Consider the following 25,101-nt stretch of genomic DNA (forward strand, 5'->3'; position numbering starts at 1 on the left):
TCGGCCACCGGCGGGCTCTGAGAGTGCGGGCCCACGACACCGCCGATCGGCCACCGGCGAGCTCTGAGCGCGCGTCCTGGGGCGCGGCGTGGCCGGGGTGTGCGCGCTAATCCTCCCGAGGGAGGAGGTTGCGTGCTCTGGCCTGGGCCTACAGTGAAGCGGTGCGGATAGACCGAACCAGGTTCCACGACACGGTGCTCGCCGGAGTGGTGGCCGCGGCCTCGGTGGCGCTGTTCGTTCTCTACGACCCTGGACGGCTGCCGTCCGGGGGCCTGGCGGTCGACGGCATGCGCGAGCCCGATCCGTTCGGTGTGCTGCTGGTGCTGCTGGCGTGCGCCCCCGTGACCGTGCGCAGGCGGTGGCCGCTGGCGGCGTTGTGCGTCGGGCTGGTGCCGGAGACGCTGCTGACCGCGTTCGGCTACAGCACCGGCGTGCCGGGCCTGTCCGGGCTGGTGCTGCTCTATTCCGTGGCCTCCAACCGGGGCCTGGCGATGGCGCTGGGCGGGCTGCTGATCTCGGTGCTGGCCTACACCCTGGGCGCCGCGGCGGGCCCGCCCATGGCCACGAGCCTGAGCGACCACGTCGTGGTGGCCATGGTGCTGGTCTCGGTGTGGGGCGCGGGCCGGAGCCTGCGGTTGCGCCGGGCCTACAGGGAGGAGCTGAGAGGCCGTGCGGCGCGGCTGGAGCGGGCGCGCGCGGCCGACACGCGGGCCGCGCGGGCCGAGGAGCGGTCGAGGATCGCCCGCGAGCTCCACGACGTCGTCGCCCACCACGTCAGCGTGATGACCGTGCAGGCGGCCGCGGCGCGCAAGGTGCTGTCCTCCGACCCCGGCCTGGCTCGCGAGGCGCTGACGGCGATCGAGCACACCGGCCGGATGGCCATGTCCGAGATGCGCAACATCGTCGGCGTGCTGCGCACCGACGCCCGCGCCGAGCTGGGGCCACAGCCGGGCGTGGACGACCTGCCCGCGCTGGTCGAGCAGATGCGTGAGGCAGGGCTGCCCACGCGGCTGATCGTCGAGGGCGAGCCGCCGCCGCTGCCCGCGGGGGTCGACCTGGCCGCCTACCGGCTGGTCCAGGAAGGGCTGACGAACAGCATGCGGCACGCGGGCGCCGGGACGCAGGCGGTGGTGACGGTCCGCCACGCGCCGCACGAGCTGGACGTACGCGTGGCCGACGACGGCCGGGGCACGGCCGGGGCGCCGGCTCGGCCCGGTCATGGTTTGGTGGGCATTCGTGAAAGGGTTGCCCTCTATGGTGGAATCCTCAGCGTCGGTCCGCTACCCGGGGGCGGTTTCGAAGTGCGGGCGAGATTCCCGTTGAAGGACGGCCAATGACGATCAGAGTGCTGCTGGTGGACGACCAGCCGCTGCTGCGTACGGGATTCCGCCTGATTCTCGAGGCCGAGCCCGACATCACGGTGGTGGGCCAGGCCGGCGACGGCAAGGGCGCCCAGGAGCAGACGCGGGCGCTGCTGCCCGACGTGGTGCTCATGGACATCCGGATGCCCGGGGTCGACGGCATCGAGGCCACCCGCAGGATCGTGCGGGAGGCGACGCCGTCGGCGCACGTGCCGAAAGTGCTGGTGCTGACGACGTTCGACCTGGACGAGTACATCGTGGAGGCGCTGCGCTCGGGCGCCTCCGGGTTCCTGCTGAAGGACGTGCCGCCCGACGAGCTGGTGCAGGCCATCCGGGTGGTGGCGGCCGGCGACGCGATCGTGGCGCCCAGCGTGACGCGGCGGCTGCTCGACCGGTTCGCCACGCGGCTGCCCCCCGCTCACGAGCAGGCCACCCCCGCACGGCTCGACCGGCTGACCGAGCGGGAGCTGGAGGTGCTGCGGCTGATCGCGAAGGGCATGTCCAACGCGGAGATCGCGGCCAAGCTCGTGGTGAGCGAGACCACGGTGAAGACGCACGTCGGCAACGTGCTGACCAAGCTGGGGCTGCGCGACCGGGTGCAGGCCGTGGTCCTGGCGTACGAGACGGGGTTGATCACACCGGGCGCCATGCCCTGACACCCGCTCCCCTGCCCTGAGACCGGTTCACGCGCCGCTCCGCGTCCGGCATCTCAGCGCCGCACCGGGACGGACGCCACGCACCGCGGCCGCATCGACCCCGCCGGGCGTCGCGCGCCGACACGGGCGCCACGAAACCCGGCCGCCGCACCCCGCCGGATGCCGCGTCGCCGGGTCAGGAGCGTGGGATCCCGGTCGCGGCCGCGCACGCATCGCCGCCGAACCCGGGCCGCGGCGCCCGGTCGGTGTCAGGCGTCCTCGGTCGCGGCGGGGGCCGCGGAGACCTCCGGGGCGTTCTCCGGGAAGTGGCAGGCGACCTGATGGCCGCTGGCCAGCTCCTCCAGCGGCGGCTCGACCTGCTTGCAGATGTCCTGTGCCTTCCAGCAGCGGGTGTGGAAGCGGCAGGCGGGCGGCGGGTTGAGCGGGCTCGGCACGTCGCCGGTCAGCCGGATGCGCTCGCGGCCGGCCCGCCCTCTCGGGTCGGGCACCGGCACCGCCGACAGCAGGGCGTTGGTGTACGGGTGCATCGGCGAGCTGTACAGGCGCTTGCGGCCGGCGATCTCGACGATCTTGCCCAGGTACATGACGGCGACCCGGTCGCTGATGTGGCGCACCACCGACAGGTCGTGGGCGATCACGACGTAGGTCAGGTCGAGCTCGTTCTGCAGGTCTTCGAGCAGGTTGACGACCTGGGCCTGGATGGAGACGTCGAGCGCGGAGACCGGCTCGTCGGCGATGATCAGCTTGGGCCTGAGCGCGAGCGTACGGGCGATGCCGATGCGCTGCCGCTGCCCGCCGGAGAACTCGTGAGGGTAGCGGTTGTAGTGCTCGGGGCTGAGCCCGACGAGCTCCAGGATGTCCTGGACGGCCTTCTTGACGCCGTTCTCGGTCTGCACGCCCTGGATGCGGAAGGGGGCGCCGACGATGGCGCCGACGGTGTGCCGGGGGTTGAGTGACGAGTAGGGGTCCTGGAAGATCATCTGCATGTCGCGGCGGAGCGGCCTGAGCCGGCCCTGCGACATGTGCGAGATGTCCTCCCCCTCAAAGATGATCTTGCCGGCCGTGGGCTCGAGCAGCCGGGTGATCAGCCTCCCGGTCGTGGACTTGCCGCAGCCCGACTCGCCCACCAGGCCGAGCGTCTCGCCCTTGACCACGTCGAAGCTGATCCCGTCGACCGCCTTGACGGCGCCGACCTGCCTTTTGAGCAGGCCCTTCGTCACGGGAAAGTGCTTTTCGACGTTCTGGACGGAAAGCAGCAACTCGTTGTCGCTCGCCTCGGTCATCGCGCACCTCCCGCGTGACGACCGCGTCCCCTGGCGCGGCGAACGTATAGGGGGCTCCAGGGCATGACGTTCTCCTGATCGTGTCGGCGCGGCGGCCCGGAGTGACCGGCGTCGGTGGTGACGCCGGCGAGCGCGACCGCCTCGGGGTGTGTGGCGGCGCGGGAAGCCTTCCAGGCGCGGGCCGGGGTGGCGACCCGCGCGCCGCCCGGCTTCGTCGGGGATGCTTCGGCCTCGCGCGCCGGAGCGGATGTCACGAGGTCTCCAGCGCGGGCTTGATCTCGTCCTCCCACAGCGTGCGCCGCTCGTCCCGGCTCATGTGGCAGCGCACCAGGTGGCCGCCCTCGGTCTCGGCGAGCACCGGCGCCTCGGTCTCGGCCTTGCCCCCGGTGCGCTCGGAGAACGGGCAGCGGGGGTGGAAGGCGCAGCCGTCCGGCACGTTGATCAGCGACGGCGGGGAGCCCTTGATCGGCAGCAGCCGTTCGGTGGGTTCGCGGTCGAGGCGGGGCATGGAGCCCAGCAGCCCCCAGGTGTAGGGGTGTTCGGGACGGTAGAAGATGTCGTCGGTGGAGCCGTATTCGACGCATCTTCCCGCGTACATGACGAGGATGTCGTTGGACAGCTCCGCCACCACGCCGAGGTCGTGCGTGATGATGATGAGCGCGGAGTTGAACTCGCGCTGCAGGTCGCGCATCAGGTCGAGGATCTGCGCCTGCACGGTCACGTCGAGAGCGGTCGTCGGCTCGTCGGCGATGAGCAGCTCGGGGTCGCACGAGAGCGCCATGGCGATCATGGCGCGCTGTCGCATGCCGCCGGAGAACTCGTGCGGGTAGCTGTCGACGCGCCTTCCCGGCTCGGGGATGCCGACCCGGCCGAGCATGTCGACGGCGTGCTTGCGGGCCACCTGCTTGGAGACGTCGTTGTGGATGCGGTAGGCCTCGATGATCTGGTGGCCGACCGTGTAGTAGGGGTGCATGGACGACAGCGGATCCTGGAAGATCATCGCCATCTTCTTGCCGCGCAGCCCGCGTACGTGCTCGGCCGAGGCGCTGTTGAGCTCCTCGCCGTCGAGCCAGATCTCCCCGGAGATCCGCGCCCGCCCGCCCCTGTTCAGGCCGAGCACGCCGAGGCTGGTCACGCTCTTGCCCGAGCCCGACTCCCCCACGATGCCCAGGGTCTTGCCGCGATCGACGCTGAACGACAGCCCGTCGACGGACTTGACCAGGCCGTCGTCGGTCGGGAAATGGATCTTCAGGTCCTTGACGTCAAGGAAGCTCACGACAACCTCACCCTCGGGTCGACCACGGCATAGAGCAGGTCGACGATCAGGCTGGCCACGACCACGAACATCGCGGCGACCAGCACCACGCCCATGACCTGCGGCATGTCCTGATTTCTGATCGCCAGGATGGCGAACTGGCCGAGCCCGGGCAGAGTATAGGTGGTCTCGGTGAGGATGGCGCCGCCGATGAGCAGACCGAAGTCGATGCCGAAGAGGGTCAGGATGGGCGTCAGCGCGGCCCGCAGGCCGTGTTTGACCACGACCTCGCGCTCGTGCAGGCCCTTGGCCCTGGCGGTGCGGATGTAGTCCTCGCCCATCGTCTCCAGCATCCCGGCGCGGGTGAGCCGGGCGTAGGTCGCGGCGAACAGGAACGCCAGCGTGATCCACGGCAGCAGCAGGTTGTAGGCCCATTGGGCTGGATTGACGGAGATGTCCGTCCAAGCGCCGCCGGGTGGGGTCCAGCCCAGGCCGTAGCTGAAGACGACCAGGGAGACCATGCCGGTGAAGAAGATCGGCAGCGAGACGCCGGCCAGCGCGGCACCCATGGAGAGGCGGTCGAAGAAGCTGCCCCGGCGCAGCGCGGAGATCACGCCCACGCAGACGCCGCCCACCACCCAGAGGACGGCGGCTCCGATGGCCAGCGAGAAGGTCACCGGCATGCGGTCCAGCAGGTCGGGCCAGACGGGCTGCCCGCTGATGAAGGAGTAGCCGAAGCAGGGCGCGGGGCACTGCTCGACGCCCGCGCCGTAGTCGTACTCGGCTCCTGCCACCAGGCCCTTGACGAACCTGCCGTACTGCACGATCACCGGATCGTTGAAGCCCAGCCGCTCGGCCACCAGGTGCACCGTCTCCGGCGTCGCGGCGCGCCCGACGTAACGCGACGCCATGGCCTCCGGCGAGGCGCCGGCCCACTGGGGGACGACGTAGAAGATGCCGAAGGTGACCATGCTGATGACGATGAGCATGGCGAACGCGCCGATGACACGTTTGATGATGTATGTGAACACCGCTACGGCCGAGTGGCCTGCCCGTCACCGAGCAGGCCACTTGTGCCTTCACCTGCCTTCGCTAGATCCCCGTACCTCGCACGGTCACTCGACGCCGAGCAAGATGTAGTCGAACATGCTCTGGCCCTCGTTGTAGGCGACGTTCGTCACGCCCTTGCCGCGCATGAGCAGCGACTTGGCCCAGACCACCGGAAGGATGGAGGCGTCTTCCATGACCTTCTTGTCGACCTCGACCCAGAGCTTGGCGCGGGCCGCGTCGTCGAGCTCGGCGGAGGCCTGGTCGATCAGCTTGTCGACCTCGTCGTTCTTGACGCTGAGGTTGTAGTTGCCGGCGTCGCGGATCGTACGGCTGTCGACGATGGCCTGCAGGAAGCCGTAACCGTCAGGCCAGTCGGAGCCCCAGCCGTGGGCGGCCAGGCCGATGCCGTTCTTCTTCACGTAGTTGACGTTGCCGGCGTAGTCGGAGAAGTAGCTGGAGCCGGGGAAGCCCTTGAGCGTCAGCTTGATGCCGACCTTGGCCAGCGCCTGCTCCATGGCCTCGGCCAGCGCCTTCTCGCGAGGACGGTCGGAGCGGTAGGTCATGGTGGTGGAGAAGCCGTTCGGCTGGCCGCAGGCGGCGAGGGCCTGCTTGGCCTTGTTGACGTCGCCCTTGTTGCCCGGGGTCGCGTACAGGTCGAACTTCTCCTGGCCGACGATGGGCGGCGGCAGGACGTTCGTGGCGATCTCGCCGCCGGCGAGCTCGCCTCCGTAGGCGGTCTGGTTGGCGACGCGGTCGGCGGCCCACATGACCGCCTTGCGGCACTCGATGTTGTCCAGCGGCGGCGTGTCGGGGATGACCGAGACGTACCAGAGCCTGGGGATGGTGGGGTTGTCCGTACGCGCCTTCAGCGCGGGGTCGGGCAGCACCTTGCCCAGCGCGGCCGGCTGCAGGCCGGTGCCGGGGATGTCGAGGTGGACGTCACCGGCGATGAGCTGGTTGTCCAGGTCGTCGGCGTTGACGTTGACCTGGACCTCGATCCGGTCGGGCAGCGCGGGACGGATGGGGTCGGTCGCCGGGTCCCACTGGTCGTTGCGCACCAGCGTGAAGCCCTTGCCGATCTCGTTGGTCTCGAACTTGTACGGGCCCGAGGAGACGACCTTCTCCTTGTACTTCGCGCCGGTGTCCTTGTCCTTGGGAACCGGGGCGGTCATCGGCATCTGCACGACGTAGTCCATGGACGCGAACGGCTCCTTCAGGTGGAAGACCACCGTCGAGTCGTCGGTCGCCTCTACGGCCGAGGAGTAGTCGGCGTCGGGGTCGTCGTAGACGCCCTTGAAGTCCTTCGGCCAGTCGAGCAGCTCGTTGAGGTAGGAGGGGCCGTGCGGGAAGGTCTTCTTGTCCCACGAGCGCGCCACGGCGTAGGCCACGTCCTTGGCCGTGATCGGGGTGCCGTCCTCGAACTTCAGGCCGCTCTTGAGCTTGTACGTCCAGGTCTTGCCGCCGTCGCTCGGCTCGCCCAGCCCTTCGGCGAGGTCGGGGACGACGGTGTTGCCGTCGGGGCCGGGACCCGGCTTGTACGTCGTCAGCGTCCGCCAGTAGAGGCGGCCGAAGTTGAACGAGTAGCCGTAGTAGGTGTCACCCGGGTCGAGGCTGTCCCAGTCGGCGGAGTGGGCGGCCTTGAGGGTGCCGCCCTTCTTCGTCGAGGGGTTGAACACCTCGGTGAGGCCGGCGTTGAACGCGGGTTGCGCGGCGCCGCCGGAGGACGAATCGGCGGGCTGTTGTGTGCCGCCGCCTCCGCCGCATGCGGAGAGCACCAGGGCGAGCGCCGCTGTCGCGGCCCCTGCCAGTGCGGTTTTCCTTCTCATTGACGTAACCCCTTGATGAGTGAGATGGGGATGGAGCGTTGGCGAAGATCAGTGCGCCCGCGGGTCGAAGGCGTCCCGCAGCCCGTCTCCGAACAGGTTGAACGCAAGGACGGTAACGAAGATCGCCAGCCCCGGGAAGAGCACGAAGTGCGGCAGCGTGTAGAACCTGACCGCCTCGGAGAGCATGCCTCCCCAGGTCGGGGTGGGCGGGTTGACGCCGACCCCCAGGAAGGAGAGCGCCGCCTCGAAGAGGATGTTGGTCGGGATGAGCAGGGTCGCGTAGACCAGGATCGGCGCCATCAGGTTGGGCAGGATCTCGCGGAACAGGATGTAGCCGTTGCGCGCCCCCAGGCTTCGCGAAGCGTCGACGAACTCCCGCTCGCGCAGCGAGAGCGTCTGCCCGCGGACGATGCGGCCGATGCTGGGCCAGCTGAAGAAGCCGATGATGAAGATCATCATGGCGATCCGCAGGCCGTTGCCCTCGAGGCCGAAGCCCTTGTCGGGGACGACGCCCGCCAGCGCGATCGCGAAGACCAGCAGCGGGAAGGCCAGGAAGACGTCCATCAGCCGGCCGATCACCAGGTCGACCCAGCCGCCGAAGTAGCCGGCGATGACGCCCAGCGTGGTGCCGATGAGCACCGACAACATCGTGGCGAGGAAACCGATCAGCAGCGAGACCCACGCGCCGGCGACGATGCGGCTGAAGATGTCGCGGCCGTTGATCGGCTCGACGCCGAGCAGGTATTCGCTGCTCATGCCGCCGAACGCGCCCTTGGGCAGGAGCGTGCTCTGGTCGATCTGGTCCTGGTGGAACTCCAGGGGCGGGTGGCCGAACACGGCGATGATGGGCGAGGCGAAGACCGCGACGAGAATCAGCAGCACGACGACGATGCCGCCGGTAAGCGCGATCTTGTCGCGCCTGAGCCGCGTCCAGGCGATCCGCGTGAGGGATCTGCCCTGGATGGCCTTGCCCGCTCCCGCGAGCACCGACTCCGGCTGCGCTTCTGCGGCGGAACCGGAAACGTCAAGCGGTGCGGTCATGCCGGATTGCCCCCTGATAGCAGACGACGCGTCTATGGAGTATCAACTTCAGACCGCGAGTCGCGCGACCTCAGGAGGCAGAATCTATGGCCTGAGCTGCACTGACCAGTCCCTCAGGCCGCTATGTGGCTAATCTGTGATTGATGCGAAACTCATTCGTATTGATCTTTACGACAATGTCTAGCCTGCGTCCCGGTTGAGTCTCGGAACTGTGACAGAGCGTCCGGATCAGCTGATGCCCCGGCGCTTCAGCAGCTCTTCGATGTCGGAGAAGTCGTCGTCGCGCTTGCCCGCCTTGGGGGCGGCCGCGGCGGGCTGCGGTTTGCTGGAGACGGCCGGCTTGTTCGCTGCGGGCTGAACGGATTGCTCCTGCTGGCCGTCCGCGGACGGCTTCTTCCGCCGCCCCACGATCCTCAGCTTCCTGCCCCGCATCACCCCGGACACGACGAAGAGCACCGCCGACAGCCCCGCGACGGCCACTCCCGCCCACACGAGCGGGTTGAACACCAGACCGGTCACGAAGCCCACGATGGTGACGCCGATGGTCCACAGCGACCGTAGCGCGTCGGTCAGATAGGCCGCCACCGGCAGCAGCGCCCACGCCGCCACCCGCAGCCCGGAGGCGGCCCCCCTGCGCCGGAATGCCAGGAAACTCAACACCAGCCCGGCGATGGTCGCCCCGGCGCACAGCGGCAGCCAAGCGATCTGATCAAACGACATCCTGCCCGCTCCCTCGTTGTGGCTCTGCCTCCATCCTGGCACGCGAACGCGGGACGGCATCCTCCGCGAGAACCACATTTCCCCTAGGGGACGGAGCCCTGGCCCTCAGGCACCGGGCAGGAGGGCCCTCAGGCGGTCGACCGTGACCTCCTCCAGGGAGGAGACCACCAGGCGGCCGGCCGCCGCCTCGACCGGCAGCAGGCTGGGCACCGCCACCACCGCGCAGCCGGCGGCGGTGGCCGCCGCCACGCCGTTCGGTGAGTCCTCCAGGACGACGCAGCGGACCGGCGGCACGCCGAGCAGCCGCGCGGCCGTCAGGTAGGGCTCGGGGTCGGGTTTGGTCCGCTCGACGTCGTCGGCGGTCACCACGAGGTCGAACCGGTCGCGGCCGACGCCCTTGAGCACCGCGTCGGCGATCTCCCCCAGCGAGGAGGTGACCAGCCCGACCGGAACGCCCTCGTCGCGCAGCGCGTCGAGCAGCTCGGACGCGCCCGGCATCACGCGCACCCCTCCGGAGAGGCGCTCGACCATGCCGGAGACCATCCACTGCCCCACCGTCGCGGCGCTCACGCCGGAGCCGGACGCGGACAACATGTAGCCGACCGCGCGCTCCATGGACCCGCCCAGGAGGTGCACCTGGTGGTCGGGCGTCCACGTGCCGCCGAGCCTGCCCATCACCTCGGACTCGATCTCGAGCCAGATCTTTTCGGTGTCGACCAGCAGGCCGTCCATGTCGAAGAAGACCGCCTGCATGCCCATCGTCTCACTCCGTTCGGCGCGCTCGGTCGCCATGTGCCGTCGTCCTCCCCCGCTCCCGTCTCCGGGCCCGCCTCGCCGGCGCCCGGGCCCTTCGGTGAGTCCGCTCCCACCGGTGGGCGCCGGACCGGGTCAGACGTTGAAGTATTTCGCCTCGGGATGGTGGGCGACCAGCGCGGAGGTGGCCTGCTCGGGGTGGAGCTGGAACTCCTCCGACAACGTCACCCCGATGCGCTCGGGATCGAGCAGCTGGAACAGCTGCTGCTGATCCTCCAGGTTGGGACAGGCGGGGTAGCCGAACGAGTAGCGGCACCCCTGGACGTTGACCTTGAGCATGTCGTCGAGCGACTCGTCCCCGCCGATCCCCCACTCCTGGCGCACCCTGGCGTGCCAGTATTCGGCCAGCGCCTCGGTGAGCTGCACCGACAGGCCGTGCAGCTCGAGGTAGTCGCGGTAGGCGTCCTTCGCGAACAGCTCGGCGGTGGCCTCGGCGATCTTCGGCCCCATGGTGACCACCTGGAAGCCGACCACGTCGACCTCGCCGGAGCTCTTGCCGCGGAAGAAGTCGGACAGGCACAGGTGGCGGTCGCGGCGCTGGCGCGGGAACGTGAAGCGGGTGCGCTCGCCGCCGCCGTCATCCAAAATGATCAGCGAGTCGCCGTCGGAGACGCACGGGAAATAGCCGTAGACGACGGCCGCCTCCAGCAGGCCCTCGGTCTGGATGCGATCGAGCCACATGCGCAGCCGCGGCCGCCCCTCGGTCTCCACCAGCTCGTCGTAGCCGGGCCCCTGGCCGCCCCTGGCGGGCTTGAGCCCCCACTGGCCGAGGAACAGCGCCCGCTCGTCGAGGAAGGCGCTGTAGTCGCCCAGCGAGACGCCCTTGACGACGCGGTCGCCGTGGAACGGCGGCGACGGCACGGGGTTGTCCTCCGCCACGTCGGAGCGGGCCGGCAGCTCCTCGACGGGCGTGCGGGTGAGCACGGCGCCGGTCTTGACGCGCCGCTCGCGCAGCGGCGGCAGCGTGGCTCCGGCGACGCCGCGCTTGACGGCCATGAACGCGTCCATGAGCCGCAGCCCCTCGAACGCGTCGCGGGCGTAGCGCACCTCGCCCGCGAACAGCTCGGCCAGATCCTGCTCGACGTAGGCGCGGGTGAGCGCGGCCCCGCCGAGCAGCACGGGATAGCGCTCCGACAGGCCCCTGGAGTTCATCTCCTCCAGGTTTTCCTTCATGATGACCGTCGACTTGACCAGCAGGCCCGACATGCCCACCACGTCGGCCTTGTGCTCGTCCGCGGCCTCCAGGATGGCCGAGACCGGCTGCTTGATGCCGAGGTTGACCACCTGGTAGCCGTTGTTGGACAGGATGATGTCGACGAGGTTCTTTCCGATGTCGTGCACGTCGCCCTTGACGGTGGCCAGCACGATGCGGCCCTTCGTCTCACCGTCGACCCGCTCCATGTGGGGCTCGAGGTAGGCGACGGCCGACTTCATCACCTCGGCCGACTGCAGCACGAACGGCAACTGCATCTGCCCCGACCCGAACAGCTCGCCCACGGTCTTCATGCCGTCGAGCAGCACGTCGTTGATGATCTCCAGCGCGGGGCGCTGCTCCAGCGCGGCGTCGAGGTCGGCCTCGAGGCCCTTCTTCTCGCCGTCGATGATGCGCCGCTTGAGCCGCTCCCACAGCGGAAGCGCGGCCAGCTCCTCGGCCTTGCCCGCGCGCATGGCGGCGGCGTCGACGCCCTCGAACAGGTCCATGAAGCGCTGCAGCGGGTCGTAGCCCTCGCGCCGGCGGTCGTAGACCATGTCGAGCGCGACCTGGCGCTGCTCGTCGGGAATGCGGGCCATCGGCAGGATCTTGGAGGCGTGCACGATGGCGGAGTCGAGCCCGGCGTTGACGCACTCGTTGAGGAACACCGAGTTGAGCACCATGCGGGCGGCGGGGTTGAGGCCGAAGCTGATGTTGGACAGCCCCAGCGTGGTCTGCACGCCCGGATGGCGGCGCTTGAGCTCGCGGATGGCCTCGATGGTCTCCAGGCCGTCGCGCCTGGTCTCCTCCTGGCCCGTGGCGATGGGGAAGGTCAGGCAGTCGACGATGATGTCCTCGACCCGCATGCCCCAGTTGGCGGTCAGGTCGTCGATGAGGCGGCAGGCGACGCCCACCTTCCGGTCGGCGGTGCGGGCCTGGCCCTCCTCGTCGATGGTCAGCGCCACCACGGCCGAGCCGTGCTCACGCACCAGGCGCATGATCTTCTGGAAGCGGGAGTCGGGACCCGCGCCGTCCTCGTAGTTGACGGAGTTGACGGCGGCGCGACCGCCGAGCATCTCCAGACCGGCCTGCAGCACCGCGGGCTCGGTCGAGTCGAGCATGATCGGCAGCGTGGAGGCGGTGGCGAAGCGGAAGGCCAGCTCCTTCATGTCGGCCGCGCCGTCGCGCCCGACGTAGTCGACGCACAGGTCGAGCATGTGGGCGCCGTCGCGGGCCTGGTTGCGGGCCATCTCGACGCAGTCGTCCCAGCGGCCCTCCAGCATGGCCTCGCGGAAGACCTTGGAGCCGTTGGTGTTGCACCGCTCCCCGATGGCGAGGTAGGAGGTGTCCTGCCGGAACGGCACGGTCTGGTAGAGGGAGGACGCGCCGGGCTCGGGGTGGGGGCGGCGCTGGACGGCCTGCTTGCCCCGGACCCGCTCGACGACCTGGCGAAGGTGCTCGGGCGTGGTGCCGCAGCAGCCGCCGACCAGGGACAGGCCGTAGTCGCCGGTGAAGGTGTCGTGCGCGCCGGCCAGCTCCTCCGCGCTGAGCGGGTAGTAGGCGCCGTCGGAGGTGAGCACCGGCAGGCCGGCGTTGGGCATGCAGGAGAGCTTGAGCCGCGAGTGGCGGGCGAGGTAGCGCAGGTGCTCGCTCATCTCCGCGGGGCCGGTCGCGCAGTTGAGGCCGACGACGTCGACGCCGAGCGGCTCGATCGCGGTCAGCGCGGCGCCGATCTCGGAGCCGAGCAGCATCGCGCCGTTGGTCTCGATCGTCACCTGGGCGATGATCGGCACGTCGCGACCGGAGTCTTCGACGGCTCGCCTGGCGCCGATGACGGCGGCCTTCACCTGCAGCAGGTCCTGGCAGGTCTCGACGATCAGGGCGTCGGCGCCGCCGGCGATCAGGCCCGCGGCGTTGTCGCGGTAGGCGTCGCGCAGGCTGGCATAGGGCAGATGGCCCAGCGTCGGCAGCTTGGTGCCGGGACCCATCGAGCCGAGCACGAACCTCGGCTGGTCGGGCGTGGACCAGTGGTCGGCGGACTCACGCGCGATGCGGGCGCCGGCCTCGGAGTATTCGAAGACCCGCTCAGGGATGTCGTATTCGCCGAGCGCGGCCAGGTTGGCGCCGAAGGTGTTGGTCTCCACGCAGTCGACGCCCACGGCGAAATAGGCGTCGTGCACGCCACGGACGATGTCGGGCCGGGTGACATTGAGCACCTCGTTGCAGCCCTCGTGGCCGTGGAAATCGTCGAGCGTCGGGTCCTGGGCCTGCAGCATCGTGCCCATCGCCCCGTCGGCGACGACGACGCGCTGGGACAACACTTCTCGGAAGGACGGGGAGATGCTCATGAGGTGAAGCTTATCGGCTGTGCCTGAACCATCGTTCGAGGCCGCCTCGAGCGCCGGTAGACGCGCCCGTCAGAGCGTGGCGTCAGGCGTCCCCGGCCCGCGCGACCGGCGCCACGCCCGTGCCGCGTGCGTGAACGTGCCGGCGGGCACCGGGGACGTGGACCGCGGGCGCCGCGGTGGGGCGTTCGCGGGCGTTGCGGGGGGAGATCGGTGACGCTGACGGCCCCGAACCGCATAGGCTTAGCGGGATGATGGAGAGAGGAGGCGACACGTGATAGACCTCGAAGGGCTCCCCGAGCTCGTCGACCCGGTGCTCATAGCCGCGTTCGAAGGGTGGAACGACGCGGGCGAGGCCTCCAGCGGTGTGGTCGCCCATCTCGAGTCCGCCTGGAAGGCCGAGACGCTGGTCGCGCTCGACCCCGACGACTACTACGACTTCCAGGTGACCCGGCCCGTGGTCGAGATGAACGACGGGCTGGCCCAGTCGATCGTGTGGCCGACGACGCGGTTGCTGCGCGCCCGCCCGCCGGGCGTCGAGCGCGACGTCGTGCTGTTGCGCGGCATCGAGCCCAACATGCGCTGGCGCTCGTTCTGCGCCGACATCATCGAGGTCTGCCGCGAGCTCGGCGTCGAGCTGGCCGTGATGCTGGGGGCGCTGCTCAACGACTCGCCGCACACCCGGCCCGTGCCCATCCTCGGCGGCGCCACGGACGAGACGCTGGCGCGTTCGACCAACCTGGAGCTGAGCCGCTACGAGGGCCCGACGGGCATCGTGGGGGTGCTGCAGCACGAGTTCGGCCGGGCCGGCATGGACGCGGTGTCGTTGTGGGCGTCGGTGCCCCACTACGTCGCGCAGCCGCCCAACCCCAAGGCCACGGTCGCGCTGTTGCGCCGTCTCGAGGACGTGCTGGAGATCCCCATGCCGCTGGGCGATCTCGACGAGGAGGCCCGCGCGTGGGAGCGTGGCGTCGACGAGCTGGCCTCGCAGGACAGCGAGGTCGCCGAGTACGTCAAGGAGCTCGAGGAGCGTAAGGACGCCGCCGAGTTGCCCGAGGCCAGCGGCGACGCGATCGCCGCGGAGTTCGAGCGTTACCTGCGGCGCAGGGACCGCGACACCGACAGCTGACCTTCAGCGGTCAAATCTCCACATTTTTCGCGGTTTCGGGTGATAATCGGGGCCTCGCACGTCGCACAAGGCTGGACACCAGCTGTCGCCCCTTCCATCAGCATCGACGCACCGTAATGCCTGATCAACCGACCGCGCACCGTTAGGCATGCCATGGCGACTTCCCACGTGGATCCGCACCAAAGAAGTCAGGACACCAGGCGGCGCATCCTTGAGATGGCCGTCTCCGTCAGGGAGGACCGCAGCGGCGGCCACGTCGACTACTTCCTCGCGCTGCTGCAGGATCGGCTCCCGCTCTGGCTCAGCATCCTCCACGATCTAACCCATCGAATAGGGAAAGGGTGCATCTCCGACAATCTTCTGCCGGTGGCGCGAGCGGGCATCGACTACTACATGGAGGTGCAGGGCGCGGCGCTGCCCGCCTTCACCTCGCCCGACGTGACGGTTCGTTTCCGCGAGGCCCTGCGCGGCGCCGGGCTCGGACCGCGCACGGAGACGACGCCACTCGCCGCGTACCTGGCCGCCGAGCAGCGGCTGGGCCGGGTGCGCCCCGACGCCGACCCCGAGGCCAGCGCGCGGCTGCTGGTCGCGGGCTGCTTCCACCGGGCCTACATCGAGATGTTCGTCGGGCGGGACGCCGGGCCGAGCCTCGACGACAGCGCCAGGGAGATCGTCCGCGAGCTGCGCCTCGAACCCGTCCACGCCTGACGCCCTGCCCCCGCCGCCTCCCCCGGGGCGGTGTCAGGGGGTCGCGGGGCGGAGGGTCGGCCGGGCGTGCCGCTGACGGGGGTGCCGCGCCGTCGCGCGGCGGTCGCGGAGCGCCTCCTCGTAACGGTGCCAGATCAGCGACGCCACGTCCGGGTCGGCTCCCAGCGGCTCGCTCACCGCTCCCGCCCCCGCCGCGGTCAGCCGGTCGTGGAAGAAGCCGGGCGCGAGGACGTACGACGCGATCACCACCCGGGCGGCGGAGCCGAGCCGTTCCACCGCCTCCTCCAGCGAGGGGGCGCCGGCGGAGGCGAAGGCGGCGGTGACCGGGCGCGCCAGGCGCACGCCGAGCCGGTGGGCGGCGGCGCGCACGTCGGCGAGGGCGGCCGGGTCGGAGGAGCCCGCCGCGCCGAGCACGACGGCGTCGTCCGCGCGCAGCCCGGCCCGCGCCAGCTTGCGGACGAGCGCCGACGTGAGCAGCCGGTGCGGCCCCAGCCGGCCGGCCACCATCGCGTCCGGGCGGCTCCGCGCGATCACCGCGGGCAGGTCGATGTGGACGTGGTAGCCGCCGGCCAGCAGGAGCGGCACGACGACGACGGGGCCTGCGACGGCGGGGAGCACCTCGGCCAGCAGCGGCACGCTGATCTCGAGATGGCTCAGCTCGACCCGCCGGCCTGGACGCGCTCTTCTGACCGTCTCCGCCAGGGCCGCGAGGGTTCGCTGCCCCGCGGGGCTGCGCGTGCCGTGCGCGGCCAGCACGAGCGCGGGGGTCACGGCCCCGCCTCGTAGCGGCAGGCGAGCCGGTAGCCGCGCTTGACCACCGTCTCCACGATCCCGCTCGGCCCGAGGGCGCGGCGCAGCCGGGTGATGGCCATCTCCACCGCGTGCTCGGCCGATTCGCGCGCGACGCCGCCCGGCAGCACGGTACGCAGGTCGGCGCGCGACACCACGTGCCCCGGCTTGTCGGCCAGGCGCTTGAGCACCGCCATCGGGGCCGGCGGCAGGGGCCGCAGTTCGCCGTCGACGACCACGGCGTGGCCGCGGATCTCCAGCTGGTGATCGCCGGCCACGAGCTTGGCGACGCCGTGTTCCGGCAGGTGCCTGGCCAGGGCGCGGGCCAGGGCGCCGAGCCGCGATCGATCCGGCTGCAGCGTGGGCACGCCGCGCGAGTCCAGCGGGCCCGCGGTCACGGGCCCCACGCAGGCGGCCACCACGGGCCCGCTGAAGGCGGACAGCAGCGCGTCCTCCAGCCCTTCGGAGCGGGCCATGCCGAGCATGGCGTGCACGGCGGGGGCGCTGGTGAAGGCGACGGCGTCCACCGAGCCGGAGACCGTCTGGCTGATGAGCCGGCGCAGCGGCGAGGCGTCGCGGTACGGCAGCCACCGGTAGACGGGGATCTCGATCACCTCGGCCCCCGCCGCGCGCAGGCCGGCCACGAACCCGGTGAGCGGCTCCCCGTGCTGCTGCACCGCGATGCGCCGCCCTCTCAGGTCCTGGGCCAGCAGGTACTCCTTGATCTCGTCGCACGATTCGGTGGCGGGTGTCCAGTGGTCGTTCAGCCCGGCCGCCCGCACCGCTCCCCTGGCCTTGGGCCCGCGCGTCAGCAGGCGCGCCCTGGACAGGTGCTCGCCCAGGTCGGTGGAGAGCCCCCAGCCTTCCGCGGCGGCCATCCAGCCGCGGAAGCCGACGCCGGTGGTGACCACCACGTCGTCGAGCGGCCCCCGCAGGCTGTGCCGGGTCGCGGCGAGCAGGTCGGCGTCCTCGGCGAGCGGGACCAGCCTGATGGCGGGGGCGCTGACCACGCGCGCGCCGCGCCGTTCCAGCAGCGCCCCGAACTCCTCCCGCCGCCTGGTCGCGGTCACGCCGATGGTGAAGCCGGCCAGCGCGTCCGGCTCCGTCTCCGGGGACGAGCGCCCGTTCATGCGGACCGCTCCGGGCGGACAGGGATTTCTGCCCCTGTGCCCGGCCGGGCCCCGAGCACCCGGCCAGGCATCACAGGCGCGTACGACGCAAGTGAGATCACGCTCCGATCCTGCTTTCGGGTGGTTTCGCCACTGGGTCTCCTCTGTTACCGCTGTGCTACAAGGCAGGAACCTTCGCGGTTGGGGCGGCGCCGCGGAGGGAAACGTCCGTCATGACGACGGCTATCGGGGAGTGCTGGTGACGGTCCTGCCTATTCGCATGTTCGACGACCCGCTGCTTCGCGCGGTGGCGTCGCCGGTGCACGACTTCGACCGGGAGCTCAGGCGGCTGGTGAAGACGCTGACGGCCACGATGCGGGCGGGAGCCGGCCGGGCCGGCCTGGCGGCGCCGCAGGTGGGTGAGGCGGTGCGGGTGGTGGTCTACGCGTACGACGGCAAGGCGGGCCATCTGGTCAACCCGCGCCTCGAGTTGTCAGAGCGGCGCGTCACCGCTGACGAGGCGTGCCTGTCGGCGCCCGGCGTGTGGTGGCCGCTGGAACGTTCCTACATGGTCACCGCGCGTGGCCGTGACATGTTCGGCAAACCGGTGACGGTGCGGGCGCTGGGCATCCTGGCGAGGGTGTTGCAGCACGAGGTCGACCATCTCGACGGCGTGCTGTTCAGCGACCATCTCGAAGAGAGCGAGCGGGCACGGTTTCTCGCCGAGGCGCTGCCGGCGGGCTGAGGCGGGCGGCGGCGTCCGCCCTGAGCTCGCGCCGTTGTTCCGGATCGGTGCCGCCCCAGACGCCGTACGCCTGCCTGGTGCTGAGCGCGTAGTCGAGGCACGCCTCCTGTACGGGGCAGCCGCCGCAGACGTGTTTGGCCCGCTGGACCTGTGACTGGCTGGGACCTTCCTGGGAGATCGGGAAGAACAGCTCCGGGTCCAGGTCGAGGCAGGCCGCCCTGCGTGTCCAGTCGAGCATCATCATGGGGCGCGCCTACCCAGACGTCTGGCCGTCATACCTCATGGAGCAGCCGATCCCAGTCGGCGAGGAAGCGGTCGAGCCCGTACCGTGCCAGAGCCGCGGCCCTGGCGGCCTTTCCCGCCTGGCTCGCGCGCTCCGGATCGGCCACGAAATCGTGCAGCGCGCCGGCGAGCACGTGCACCTTCGTCGACAGGACGCCGGCCTCCTGCGGCACGGCCTCGACCGCCTCGGTGGCGGCCAGCGCGACCACGGGCATGCCCAGCGTCATGGCCTCGACGAGGGCGAGCCCCAGCGAGGTCCACCGGTAGGGGTGCAGGTAGACGCGCCGCCTGGCCAGCTCGGCGTGCATGACGTGCTGCGGCAGGTCCTCGTGGGTGCCGTACGGCAGCCCGTCCACCTTCATGCCGAACACGTCGAGGGGCACCCGCTCGGCGAAGCGGGGCAGCAGGTCGGTGCCGGCGACCCTGGTGCGGCGTACCGGTTCGTTGACCACGACGCCCGCTCGGGGGAGCTCGCCCGTGTACAGGTGGCCGGGGTCGGGGACTCCGTGCTCGATGACGCGCGTGCGTGCCCGGCCGTTGTCCCAGTACAGCTCGTTGAAGTGGGTGACGTGCACGAGCGTGACGTCGTTCTGGCCGGCGAGGTGGTGGCGGGTGCGGGGCACGTCGCCGGCCGGGGTGTTGTGCTCGACGTAGACGCCGGGCACGTCGCGGCCGAGCCACTCGCGGGCCAGGCCGATCTCGTGCGGGCGCTGGTAGACGACCACGTCCACGGGCTCGTGGCGCAGCCGGTCGTACGGCACCTCGCGGGCCGCGGCCGGCCAGTCGAAGGTGGCGGCGCGGCCTCTGCCGTCGGGGCCGCGGCCGGGGACGAGCGGGAGGAGGTAGTCGTGGCCGCCCCTGATGAAGGCGCTGGTCCACGAGCCGTGCACGTGCCAGATGAGGATCCTCACCAGCGGCTCCAGCCCATCGCCCTGGCCCAGGGCGCGGCGGCGGCGGGCACGGGCGCCTCGCCGACGTCGTTGAGCACGCGCTCCACGACGTCGGCCAGATCGTCGGCCACCTCGGGGGCCTCCTCGATCTCCTCCGGCAGCGTCTCCATGGTGGGGACGAGGATGCCCCTGGCCCCGGCGGCCCTGGCCGCCTCCATGTCCCTGCCGATGTCCCCCACCACCACGCAGTCGCGCGGGCTGACGTCGAGCACGGCGGCGGCCCTGATCACGAGTCCGGGCGCGGGCTTGCGGCAGGTGCAGCCGTCGGTGTCGTCGTGCACGCAGATCGCCCAGGCGTCGAACGGGCCGAGCAGCTCCTCCACCCTGGCGTTCACCTGGTCCATCTCGTCGGGCGTGACCAGTCCCTTGGCCACCCCGGACTGGTTGGTGACCACGGCCACCGGGACGTCGGCGCGCCGCAACCGGCCCAGCGCCTCGGTCGCACCCGGCATGGGCTCGACGAGACGGGGATCGCCGTTGTACGGAACGTCCCTGATCAAGGTCCCGTCCCGGTCGAACAGCACGGCGCCGGGACGTCGCTTTTCGAACACCATTCACCTCCGTCGCGTGCCCCGCAGCTACCCGGGCCCTCAACCGACAAACAACTACTTAGCGTGACAGTCTCCCGGCGCAGAGGCCCGTTTTCGCAGGTCTTCAGGTCGCCGAATGTTTGAGAGCCGCTCCTGTCGGTAGCGGTTCTCGACATCTGTGGGGAGGGGACATGAAGTTTCTCGGCATCAACGCGATCTTCCACGACCCGGCCGCCGCGCTCGTGGTCGACGGGAAGATCGTCGCCGCCGCGGAGGAGGAGCGCTTCAGCCGCCGCAAGCACGGCAAGCGGCCGCTGGCGTTCTCGGCTTGGGAGCTGCCCGAGCTGGCCGCCGCCTGGTGCCTGCGGGAGGCGGGACTCTCCCCCGAGGAGATCGACGCCGTCGCCTACTCCTACGACCCCTCGCTGGTGGTCCGGAAGCCGGAAGGCGACTGGGAGGACCTGCGCACGAGGTACGCCGTGCGCGCGCCCGCGTTCCTGTCCACCGCGCTGCCGGGCCTGGACCCCGGCCAGGTTACCTATGTGCCGCACCACGTGGCGCACGCCGCGTCCGCGGGGCTCGCCTCACGGTGGTCGACGCCGGGGCGGGACTGCGCGGTGCTGGTGTGCGACGGGCGCGGCGAGAACGTCTCCCACCTGGCCGGCCGCTACCGCGACGGCGAGCTGGAGGTGCTGGCCGCGCAGGAGCTGCCGCACTCGCTCGGCCTCATGTACGAGGACGTCACGGAACACCTCGGGTTCCTGCGCTCCAGCGACGAGTACAAGGTCATGGCGATGGCCTCCTACGGCCGGCCCCGCCACCTGGCCGCGCTGCGCGAGGTGATCTACACGACCGGGGACGGCGGCTTCCGCGTCGAGCCGGTCGACTGGGGCGGCTACGCCAAGGCGCTGCGCAGGGGCGCGGCCTGGACCTCCGACCACGCCGACCTGGCCGCCAGCGTGCAGGCGCGGCTGGAGGAGGTGCTGCTGGAGCTGGTGCGCTGGCTGCACGAGCGGACCGGCGAGCGGCGGCTGGCGCTGGCCGGCGGGGTGGCGCTGAACTGCGTGGCCAACACCCGGCTGCTGGACGAGGGACCGTTCGAGGAGGTCTGGGTCCAGCCGGCGGCGGGCGACTCCGGCACCGCGCTGGGCGGCGCGCTGCACCTGGCGCACGCGTACGGCGAGCCGGCCGCGCCCATGCCCGGCACGGCGCTCGGGCGCGGCTTCACCGACGAGGAACTGGGCGCCTGGCTGGACGTGGCGCGCGTGCCGCACACCCGGCCCGCCGACCTGGCCGCCGCGGTGGCGGCCGAGCTGGCCGCCGACCGGATCGTGGCCTGGTTCCAGGGGCGGTCGGAGTACGGGCCGCGCGCGCTCGGCCACCGGTCGCTGCTGGCCCACCCGGGTCACGCGCGCAACACGGAGCGGCTGAACGACGTCAAGGGGCGCGAGCAGTTCCGGCCGGTCGCGCCGATGGTGCTGGAGTCGCGGGCGGCGCAGATCTTCGGACGGGGGCCGGTGCCCTCGCCGTACATGTTGTTCGTGCACGACGTGGACCCCGGCTGGGCGCCGCGCATCCCCGCGGTCGTGCACGTGGACGGGACGGCGCGCATCCAGACGGTCTCGCCGGGCGCCGACCCGCTGTTGGCGCGGGTGCTGAGCGAGTTCGAGGCGCGGACAGGGCTGCCCGTGGTGGTCAACACGAGCCTGAACACCGCGGGGCGGCCCATGGTCGACGATCCCAGGGACGCGCTGGAGTGCTTCGGGTCGTCGCCGGTGGACGTGCTCGCGCTCGGGCCGTACCTGGTGCGGCGCGGGGAGGTGTTCGCCTCGTGATCACCGTGGTGATCCCCACCATCGGGCGCGCCACGCTCCTGGACACGCTGGCCGCTGTGGGCCCCGGCATGCCGGTGATCGTGGTCGACGACAGGGCGGCGCCGGGCGGCGCCGCCGGGGTCGTGGAGTCGCTTCCCGGCCGGGTGCGGGTCGTCCGCTCCTCCGGGAGGGGGCCCGCCGCGGCGCGCAACGCGGGGTGGCGGGCGGCGGAGACGCCGTGGGTGGTGTTCCTCGACGACGACGTGATCCCCGGGCCCGGGTGGGCGGAGGCGGTCTGGAAGGACCTCGTGGATCTGCCCGAGGACGTGGCCGGCAGCCAGGGGCGGATCGTGGTGCCGCTGCCCGGCGGGCGGCGGCCCTCCGACGGCGAGCGGCACACCGCCGGGCTCTCCGGCGCGCTGTGGGTGACCGCCGACATGGCCTACCGGCGCCCGGTGCTGGAGTCCGCCGGGGGGTTCGACGAACGTTTTCCCCGGGCGTACCGGGAGGACGCCGACCTCGCGCTGCGGGTGACGCGGGCGGGGCACCGGCTGGTGCTCGGGCAGCGGGTGACGACCCATCCGGTGCGCGACGACGGGTTCTGGGCGAGCGTGCGCTTCCAGCGGGGCAACGCCGACGACGCGCTCATGCGGCGCCTGCACGGGCCGGGGTGGCGGGCCGCCATCGGCGGCGGTCCCGGCCGTCTGCGCCTGCACGCCGCCACCACGGCGGCCGCGCTCGCGGCGGCGGCCCTGGGGGCGGCCGCCCTGCGCGGCAGGGGTACGGCCGACCGCGGGGCCGGCCGCGGAGGCTTTCCCGGCGTGCCGGCGATCGGCGCGGGACCGGCTCAGGACCGTTCCGATCGGTGGCGGGCGGCGGGGGCGGCGGCGCTCGTCTGGGGAGCCCTGGCCGCGGAGTTCGCGTGGCGCCGGATCGCGCCGGGGCCGCGTACCCCGGCCGAGGTGGTGCGGATGGCCGTCACCAGCGTGGTGATCCCGCCGGTCGCCTGCGTGCACCGGCTGCGAGGGGAATGGAGGGCACGGCGATGAGCGCTCGCTGGGCGGAAACCGTGTCGTGCGGCTCGAACCCGTGCCGGACAGCAGGCGCGCCGGAGGGCGCGCCCCCGCGCGCGCCCGCCCACACCGGCAGGCCCGGTGGCGGCCGGCGCGGGGGCACCGGGCGGCGCGCGGGCACGGGCCGGCGCGCGGAGCGGGGCGGGATCGGGCGCAACCGGGCTGTCCACGACAGATCCGGGCAGGTCCCGGCCGAGCAGGGAGAGCCGGTGCGAAGCGGCGCGGGCCGGGGGCGGGTGCTCGTGGCACGCCTGGACGACGCGGGTGACGTGCTGCTCGCGGGACCCGCCGTCAGGGCCGTGCGAACGCTGGCCGCCGAGGTGGTCTTCCTGGCGGGTCCGAACGGCAGAGCGGCCGCCGAGCTCCTGCCGGGCGTGGACCAGGTGATCGAGTGGCACGCCCCGTGGATCGACCACACCCCGCCGCCGGTCAGCAGGAACGACGTCGCCGGCCTCGTCGGCCGGTTGCGCGGCGTGGACGAGGCGGTGGTGCTGACGTCGTTCCACCAGTCGGCGCTGCCGCTGGCCCTGCTGCTGAGACTGGCGGGCGTGCGCAGGATCACCGCCATCAGCAACGACTATCCCGGCTCGCTGCTGGACGTCAGGCACGTCGTGGACGAGAGCGTCGACGTGCCGGAGGCGGAGCGGATGCTGGCCGTCGCCGCGGCGGCCGGGTTCCTGCTGCCGCCGGGCGATGACGGAAAACTCGCTGTTCGGCGGCCATTGCCGGATATTTCGGGACTTCTGGGGAACGCGTCCGGCGCTGACAAGCGCACGTACGTCGTGGTCCACCCCGGAACCTCGGCCCCCGCCCGCACCTGGCCCGCCGGCCAGCACCGGCAGGCGGTACGGGAGCTGGCCGGGGACGGGCACCAGGTCGTCGTGACCGGAACAGAACGTGATCTCACCGCCCACGTGGCCGGAGACGTCGCCGTCGACCTGGGCGGGATGACCACGCTCGCCGAACTGGCCGCCGTGATCGAGCACGCGGGCGTGCTGGTGGCCGGCAACACCGGCCCCGCCCACCTGGCCGCGGCCGTCGGAACCCCGGTCGTGAGCCTGTTCGCCCCCGTCGTCCCCGTGGCCCGGTGGGCCCCGTACGGCGTGCCCACGGTGGTGCTCGGCGACCAGCAGGCGCCCTGCCGGGACAGCAGGGCGCGCACCTGCCCGGTGCCCGGGCACCCATGCCTGTCCCAGGTGACCAGCGAGCAGGTGGTCAAGGCAGTGAGGGAGCTGACGCAGTGAAGGTGGATCTCATCTCCGAGCACGCGGACCCGCTGGCCGCGGTGGGCGGCGTGGATTCCGGCGGCCAGAACGTGCACGTCGCCGCGCTGGCCGTGGCGCTGGCCGAGCGCGGGCACACGGTGGTCGTCCACACCCGGCGCACCCGCGGCTCGCAGCCCGCCTCGCTGACCATGGCGCCGGGCGTCACCGTCGAGTACGTCCCCGCCGGCCCCGCGGCCCAGGTCCCCAAGGACGAGCTTCCTCCGTACATGCCGGAGTTCACCGAGCGGCTGGCCGTCCGGTGGGCCACGCGCCCGCCGGACATCGTGCACGCCCACTTCTGGATGAGCGGGCAGGCGGCCCTTCAGGCGGCCGCCGGCGTGCCGGTGGTGCAGACGTTCCACGCGCTCGGCACCGTCAAGCGCCGCTGGCAGGGCGGGGCGGACACCAGCCCCGCGCACCGGATCGCCACCGAGCGCGAGATCGCCAAGCGGGCCGACGCCGTGCTCGCGACCTGCACCGACGAGGTGCACGAGCTGCGCGCGATGGGCGTGCCCGAGCAGCGGGTCGCGGTCGTGCCCTGCGGGGTGGACCTGACCGCGTTCTGCCCGGAAGACCCGGCCGCGCCACGCGCCGAGGGCAGCCTGGTGCTGAGCATCGGCAGGATGGTGCCGCGCAAGGGTGTCGACACCATCGTCAGGGCGATGCGCGGGGTGCCCGGCGCCGACCTGGTGATCGCCGGCGGGGGCCGGGACGACGCGGAGGCGCGACGGCTGCGCGAGCTGGCCGGGGCGTACGGGCTGGACCACCGCGTCCACGTGATCGGCAGCGTGCCGCGCTCGCACGTGCCGGCGCTGATGCGCTCGGCCGACGTCGTGGTCACGGTGCCGTGGTACGAGCCGTTCGGCATGGTGCCGGTGGAGGCGATGGCGTGCGGCGTTCCCGTCGTGGCCTCGGCGGTCGGCGGCCACCTGGACACGGTCGCGGGCGCGGGCGTGCTGGTGCCGCCGCGCCGCCCGCGCGCCCTGGCCAGGGTGCTGCGCGAGGTGCTCGGCGACCCGGGCAGGCGGGCGGAGCTGGGCGCGGCGGGGGCGCGCCGGGCCCGCGAGAGGTACGGCTGGGCCCGCGTGGCCGAGCGCACGGAGGCCGTGTACGCGCAGGTCATCGACGGCAAGGTCGGCCATCTGGCGGCCCTGGGGGGTTGATC

General features: G+C 71.8%; 22 protein-coding genes. 9 read left to right on the forward strand and 13 right to left on the reverse strand.

Going from position 1 to position 25,101, the window contains the following annotated elements; genetic code table 11:
• Positions 1-161: 161 nt before the first annotated feature.
• On the forward strand, positions 162-1,337 hold the full coding sequence (locus tag ABGB14_RS16950; protein ID WP_347644609.1) for a sensor histidine kinase: 1,176 nt from the start codon (positions 162-164) through the stop codon (positions 1,335-1,337).
• Positions 1,334-2,017: a response regulator transcription factor gene (locus ABGB14_RS16955; RefSeq protein WP_347644610.1), complete on the forward strand. Its 684-nt coding sequence runs from the start codon at positions 1,334-1,336 to the stop codon at positions 2,015-2,017. Before ABGB14_RS16950 ends, ABGB14_RS16955 begins: the two co-directional genes overlap by 4 nt.
• A 248-nt stretch (positions 2,018-2,265) precedes the next feature.
• Here ABGB14_RS16955 and ABGB14_RS16960 read toward each other — a convergent pair whose 3' ends face one another.
• The 8 genes from ABGB14_RS16960 to metH all read right to left on the reverse strand — a co-directional run bounded on the left by ABGB14_RS16960 (position 2,266) and on the right by metH (position 13,545).
• Positions 2,266-3,300, reverse strand: a complete 1,035-nt coding sequence (locus ABGB14_RS16960; RefSeq protein ID WP_347644611.1) for a dipeptide ABC transporter ATP-binding protein — start codon at positions 3,298-3,300, stop codon at positions 2,266-2,268.
• A gap of 250 nt (positions 3,301-3,550) precedes the next feature.
• Complete coding sequence (locus ABGB14_RS16965) at positions 3,551-4,576, reverse strand: ABC transporter ATP-binding protein (protein ID WP_347644612.1); 1,026 nt, start codon at positions 4,574-4,576, stop codon at positions 3,551-3,553.
• Positions 4,573-5,586 carry an ABC transporter permease gene (locus ABGB14_RS16970; protein WP_347644613.1) on the reverse strand — a complete coding sequence of 338 codons (1,014 nt, stop codon included), beginning with the start codon at positions 5,584-5,586 and terminating at the stop codon, positions 4,573-4,575. Before ABGB14_RS16970 ends, ABGB14_RS16965 begins: the two co-directional genes overlap by 4 nt.
• Positions 5,587-5,670: 84 nt before the next feature.
• A complete protein-coding gene (locus ABGB14_RS16975; RefSeq protein ID WP_347644614.1) occupies positions 5,671-7,431 on the reverse strand; it encodes an ABC transporter substrate-binding protein in 1,761 nt (586 codons plus the stop codon).
• A gap of 48 nt (positions 7,432-7,479) precedes the next feature.
• A complete protein-coding gene (locus ABGB14_RS16980) occupies positions 7,480-8,472 on the reverse strand; it encodes an ABC transporter permease (protein ID WP_347644615.1) in 993 nt (330 codons plus the stop codon).
• A gap of 228 nt (positions 8,473-8,700) precedes the next feature.
• Positions 8,701-9,192 (reverse strand): cellulose synthase, encoded by a 492-nt coding sequence (locus ABGB14_RS16985; protein ID WP_347644616.1) that lies wholly within the window; start codon positions 9,190-9,192, stop codon positions 8,701-8,703.
• A gap of 105 nt (positions 9,193-9,297) precedes the next feature.
• Positions 9,298-9,984, reverse strand: coding sequence for an HAD family phosphatase (locus ABGB14_RS16990; RefSeq protein WP_347644617.1), 687 nt, complete (start codon positions 9,982-9,984; stop codon positions 9,298-9,300).
• A gap of 96 nt (positions 9,985-10,080) precedes the next feature.
• Entirely contained in the window at positions 10,081-13,545 is a 3,465-nt protein-coding gene (gene metH, locus ABGB14_RS16995; RefSeq protein WP_347644618.1) for a methionine synthase, read from the reverse strand.
• A 271-nt stretch (positions 13,546-13,816) separates the two neighbouring features.
• Here metH and ABGB14_RS17000 point away from each other — a divergent pair, with 271 nt between their 5' ends.
• Together ABGB14_RS17000 and ABGB14_RS17005 are read left to right on the forward strand one after the other, a co-directional pair.
• Positions 13,817-14,671, forward strand: a complete 855-nt coding sequence (locus ABGB14_RS17000) for a PAC2 family protein (RefSeq protein WP_132604671.1) — start codon at positions 13,817-13,819, stop codon at positions 14,669-14,671.
• Positions 14,672-14,824: 153 nt separating this feature from the next.
• On the forward strand, positions 14,825-15,379 hold the full coding sequence (locus ABGB14_RS17005) for a hypothetical protein (protein WP_347644619.1): 555 nt from the start codon (positions 14,825-14,827) through the stop codon (positions 15,377-15,379).
• Positions 15,380-15,412: 33 nt separating this feature from the next.
• Here the strand turns inward: ABGB14_RS17005 and ABGB14_RS17010 are convergent, their stop codons facing one another.
• Positions 15,413-16,150, reverse strand: coding sequence for a CbiX/SirB N-terminal domain-containing protein (locus ABGB14_RS17010; protein WP_347644620.1), 738 nt, complete (start codon positions 16,148-16,150; stop codon positions 15,413-15,415).
• Positions 16,147-17,298 carry a uroporphyrinogen-III synthase gene (locus ABGB14_RS17015; RefSeq protein ID WP_347644621.1) on the reverse strand — a complete coding sequence of 384 codons (1,152 nt, stop codon included), beginning with the start codon at positions 17,296-17,298 and terminating at the stop codon, positions 16,147-16,149. The genes ABGB14_RS17010 and ABGB14_RS17015 overlap by 4 nt, the downstream gene beginning before the upstream one ends.
• Positions 17,299-17,536: 238 nt before the next feature.
• Here ABGB14_RS17015 and def point away from each other — a divergent pair, with 238 nt between their 5' ends.
• Positions 17,537-18,022 carry a peptide deformylase gene (def, locus tag ABGB14_RS17020; protein ID WP_347644622.1) on the forward strand — a complete coding sequence of 162 codons (486 nt, stop codon included), beginning with the start codon at positions 17,537-17,539 and terminating at the stop codon, positions 18,020-18,022.
• On the opposite strand, the gene ABGB14_RS17025 is transcribed toward def, so the two are convergent.
• The 3 genes from ABGB14_RS17025 to ABGB14_RS17035 are packed head-to-tail and all read right to left on the reverse strand — an operon-like array spanning position 17,958 to position 19,805.
• Positions 17,958-18,260, reverse strand: a complete 303-nt coding sequence (locus tag ABGB14_RS17025) for a WhiB family transcriptional regulator (protein ID WP_347644788.1) — start codon at positions 18,258-18,260, stop codon at positions 17,958-17,960. The two genes, def and ABGB14_RS17025, sit on opposite strands and share 65 nt — an antisense overlap.
• Before the next feature lie 34 nt (positions 18,261-18,294).
• A complete protein-coding gene (locus ABGB14_RS17030; RefSeq protein ID WP_347644623.1) occupies positions 18,295-19,215 on the reverse strand; it encodes a glycosyltransferase in 921 nt (306 codons plus the stop codon).
• Positions 19,212-19,805: an HAD-IIIA family hydrolase gene (locus ABGB14_RS17035; protein WP_347644624.1), complete on the reverse strand. Its 594-nt coding sequence runs from the start codon at positions 19,803-19,805 to the stop codon at positions 19,212-19,214. Before ABGB14_RS17035 ends, ABGB14_RS17030 begins: the two co-directional genes overlap by 4 nt.
• Before the next feature lie 170 nt (positions 19,806-19,975).
• Between ABGB14_RS17035 and ABGB14_RS17040 the strand changes: the two genes are divergently transcribed.
• The 4 genes from ABGB14_RS17040 to ABGB14_RS17055 are packed head-to-tail and all read left to right on the forward strand — an operon-like array spanning position 19,976 to position 25,099.
• Entirely contained in the window at positions 19,976-21,619 is a 1,644-nt protein-coding gene (locus tag ABGB14_RS17040; RefSeq protein WP_347644625.1) for a carbamoyltransferase C-terminal domain-containing protein, read from the forward strand.
• A complete protein-coding gene (locus ABGB14_RS17045; protein ID WP_347644626.1) occupies positions 21,616-22,647 on the forward strand; it encodes a glycosyltransferase in 1,032 nt (343 codons plus the stop codon). The genes ABGB14_RS17040 and ABGB14_RS17045 overlap by 4 nt, the downstream gene beginning before the upstream one ends.
• Positions 22,644-23,915 carry a glycosyltransferase family 9 protein gene (locus ABGB14_RS17050; RefSeq protein ID WP_347644627.1) on the forward strand — a complete coding sequence of 424 codons (1,272 nt, stop codon included), beginning with the start codon at positions 22,644-22,646 and terminating at the stop codon, positions 23,913-23,915. The genes ABGB14_RS17045 and ABGB14_RS17050 overlap by 4 nt, the downstream gene beginning before the upstream one ends.
• Positions 23,912-25,099, forward strand: coding sequence for a glycosyltransferase (locus ABGB14_RS17055; protein WP_347644628.1), 1,188 nt, complete (start codon positions 23,912-23,914; stop codon positions 25,097-25,099). The genes ABGB14_RS17050 and ABGB14_RS17055 overlap by 4 nt, the downstream gene beginning before the upstream one ends.
• The last annotated feature ends 2 nt before the right edge of the window (positions 25,100-25,101 follow it).

Source organism: Nonomuraea sp. B10E15 (assembly GCF_039871615.1).
Taxonomy (GTDB): Bacteria; Actinomycetota; Actinomycetes; order Streptosporangiales; family Streptosporangiaceae; genus Nonomuraea.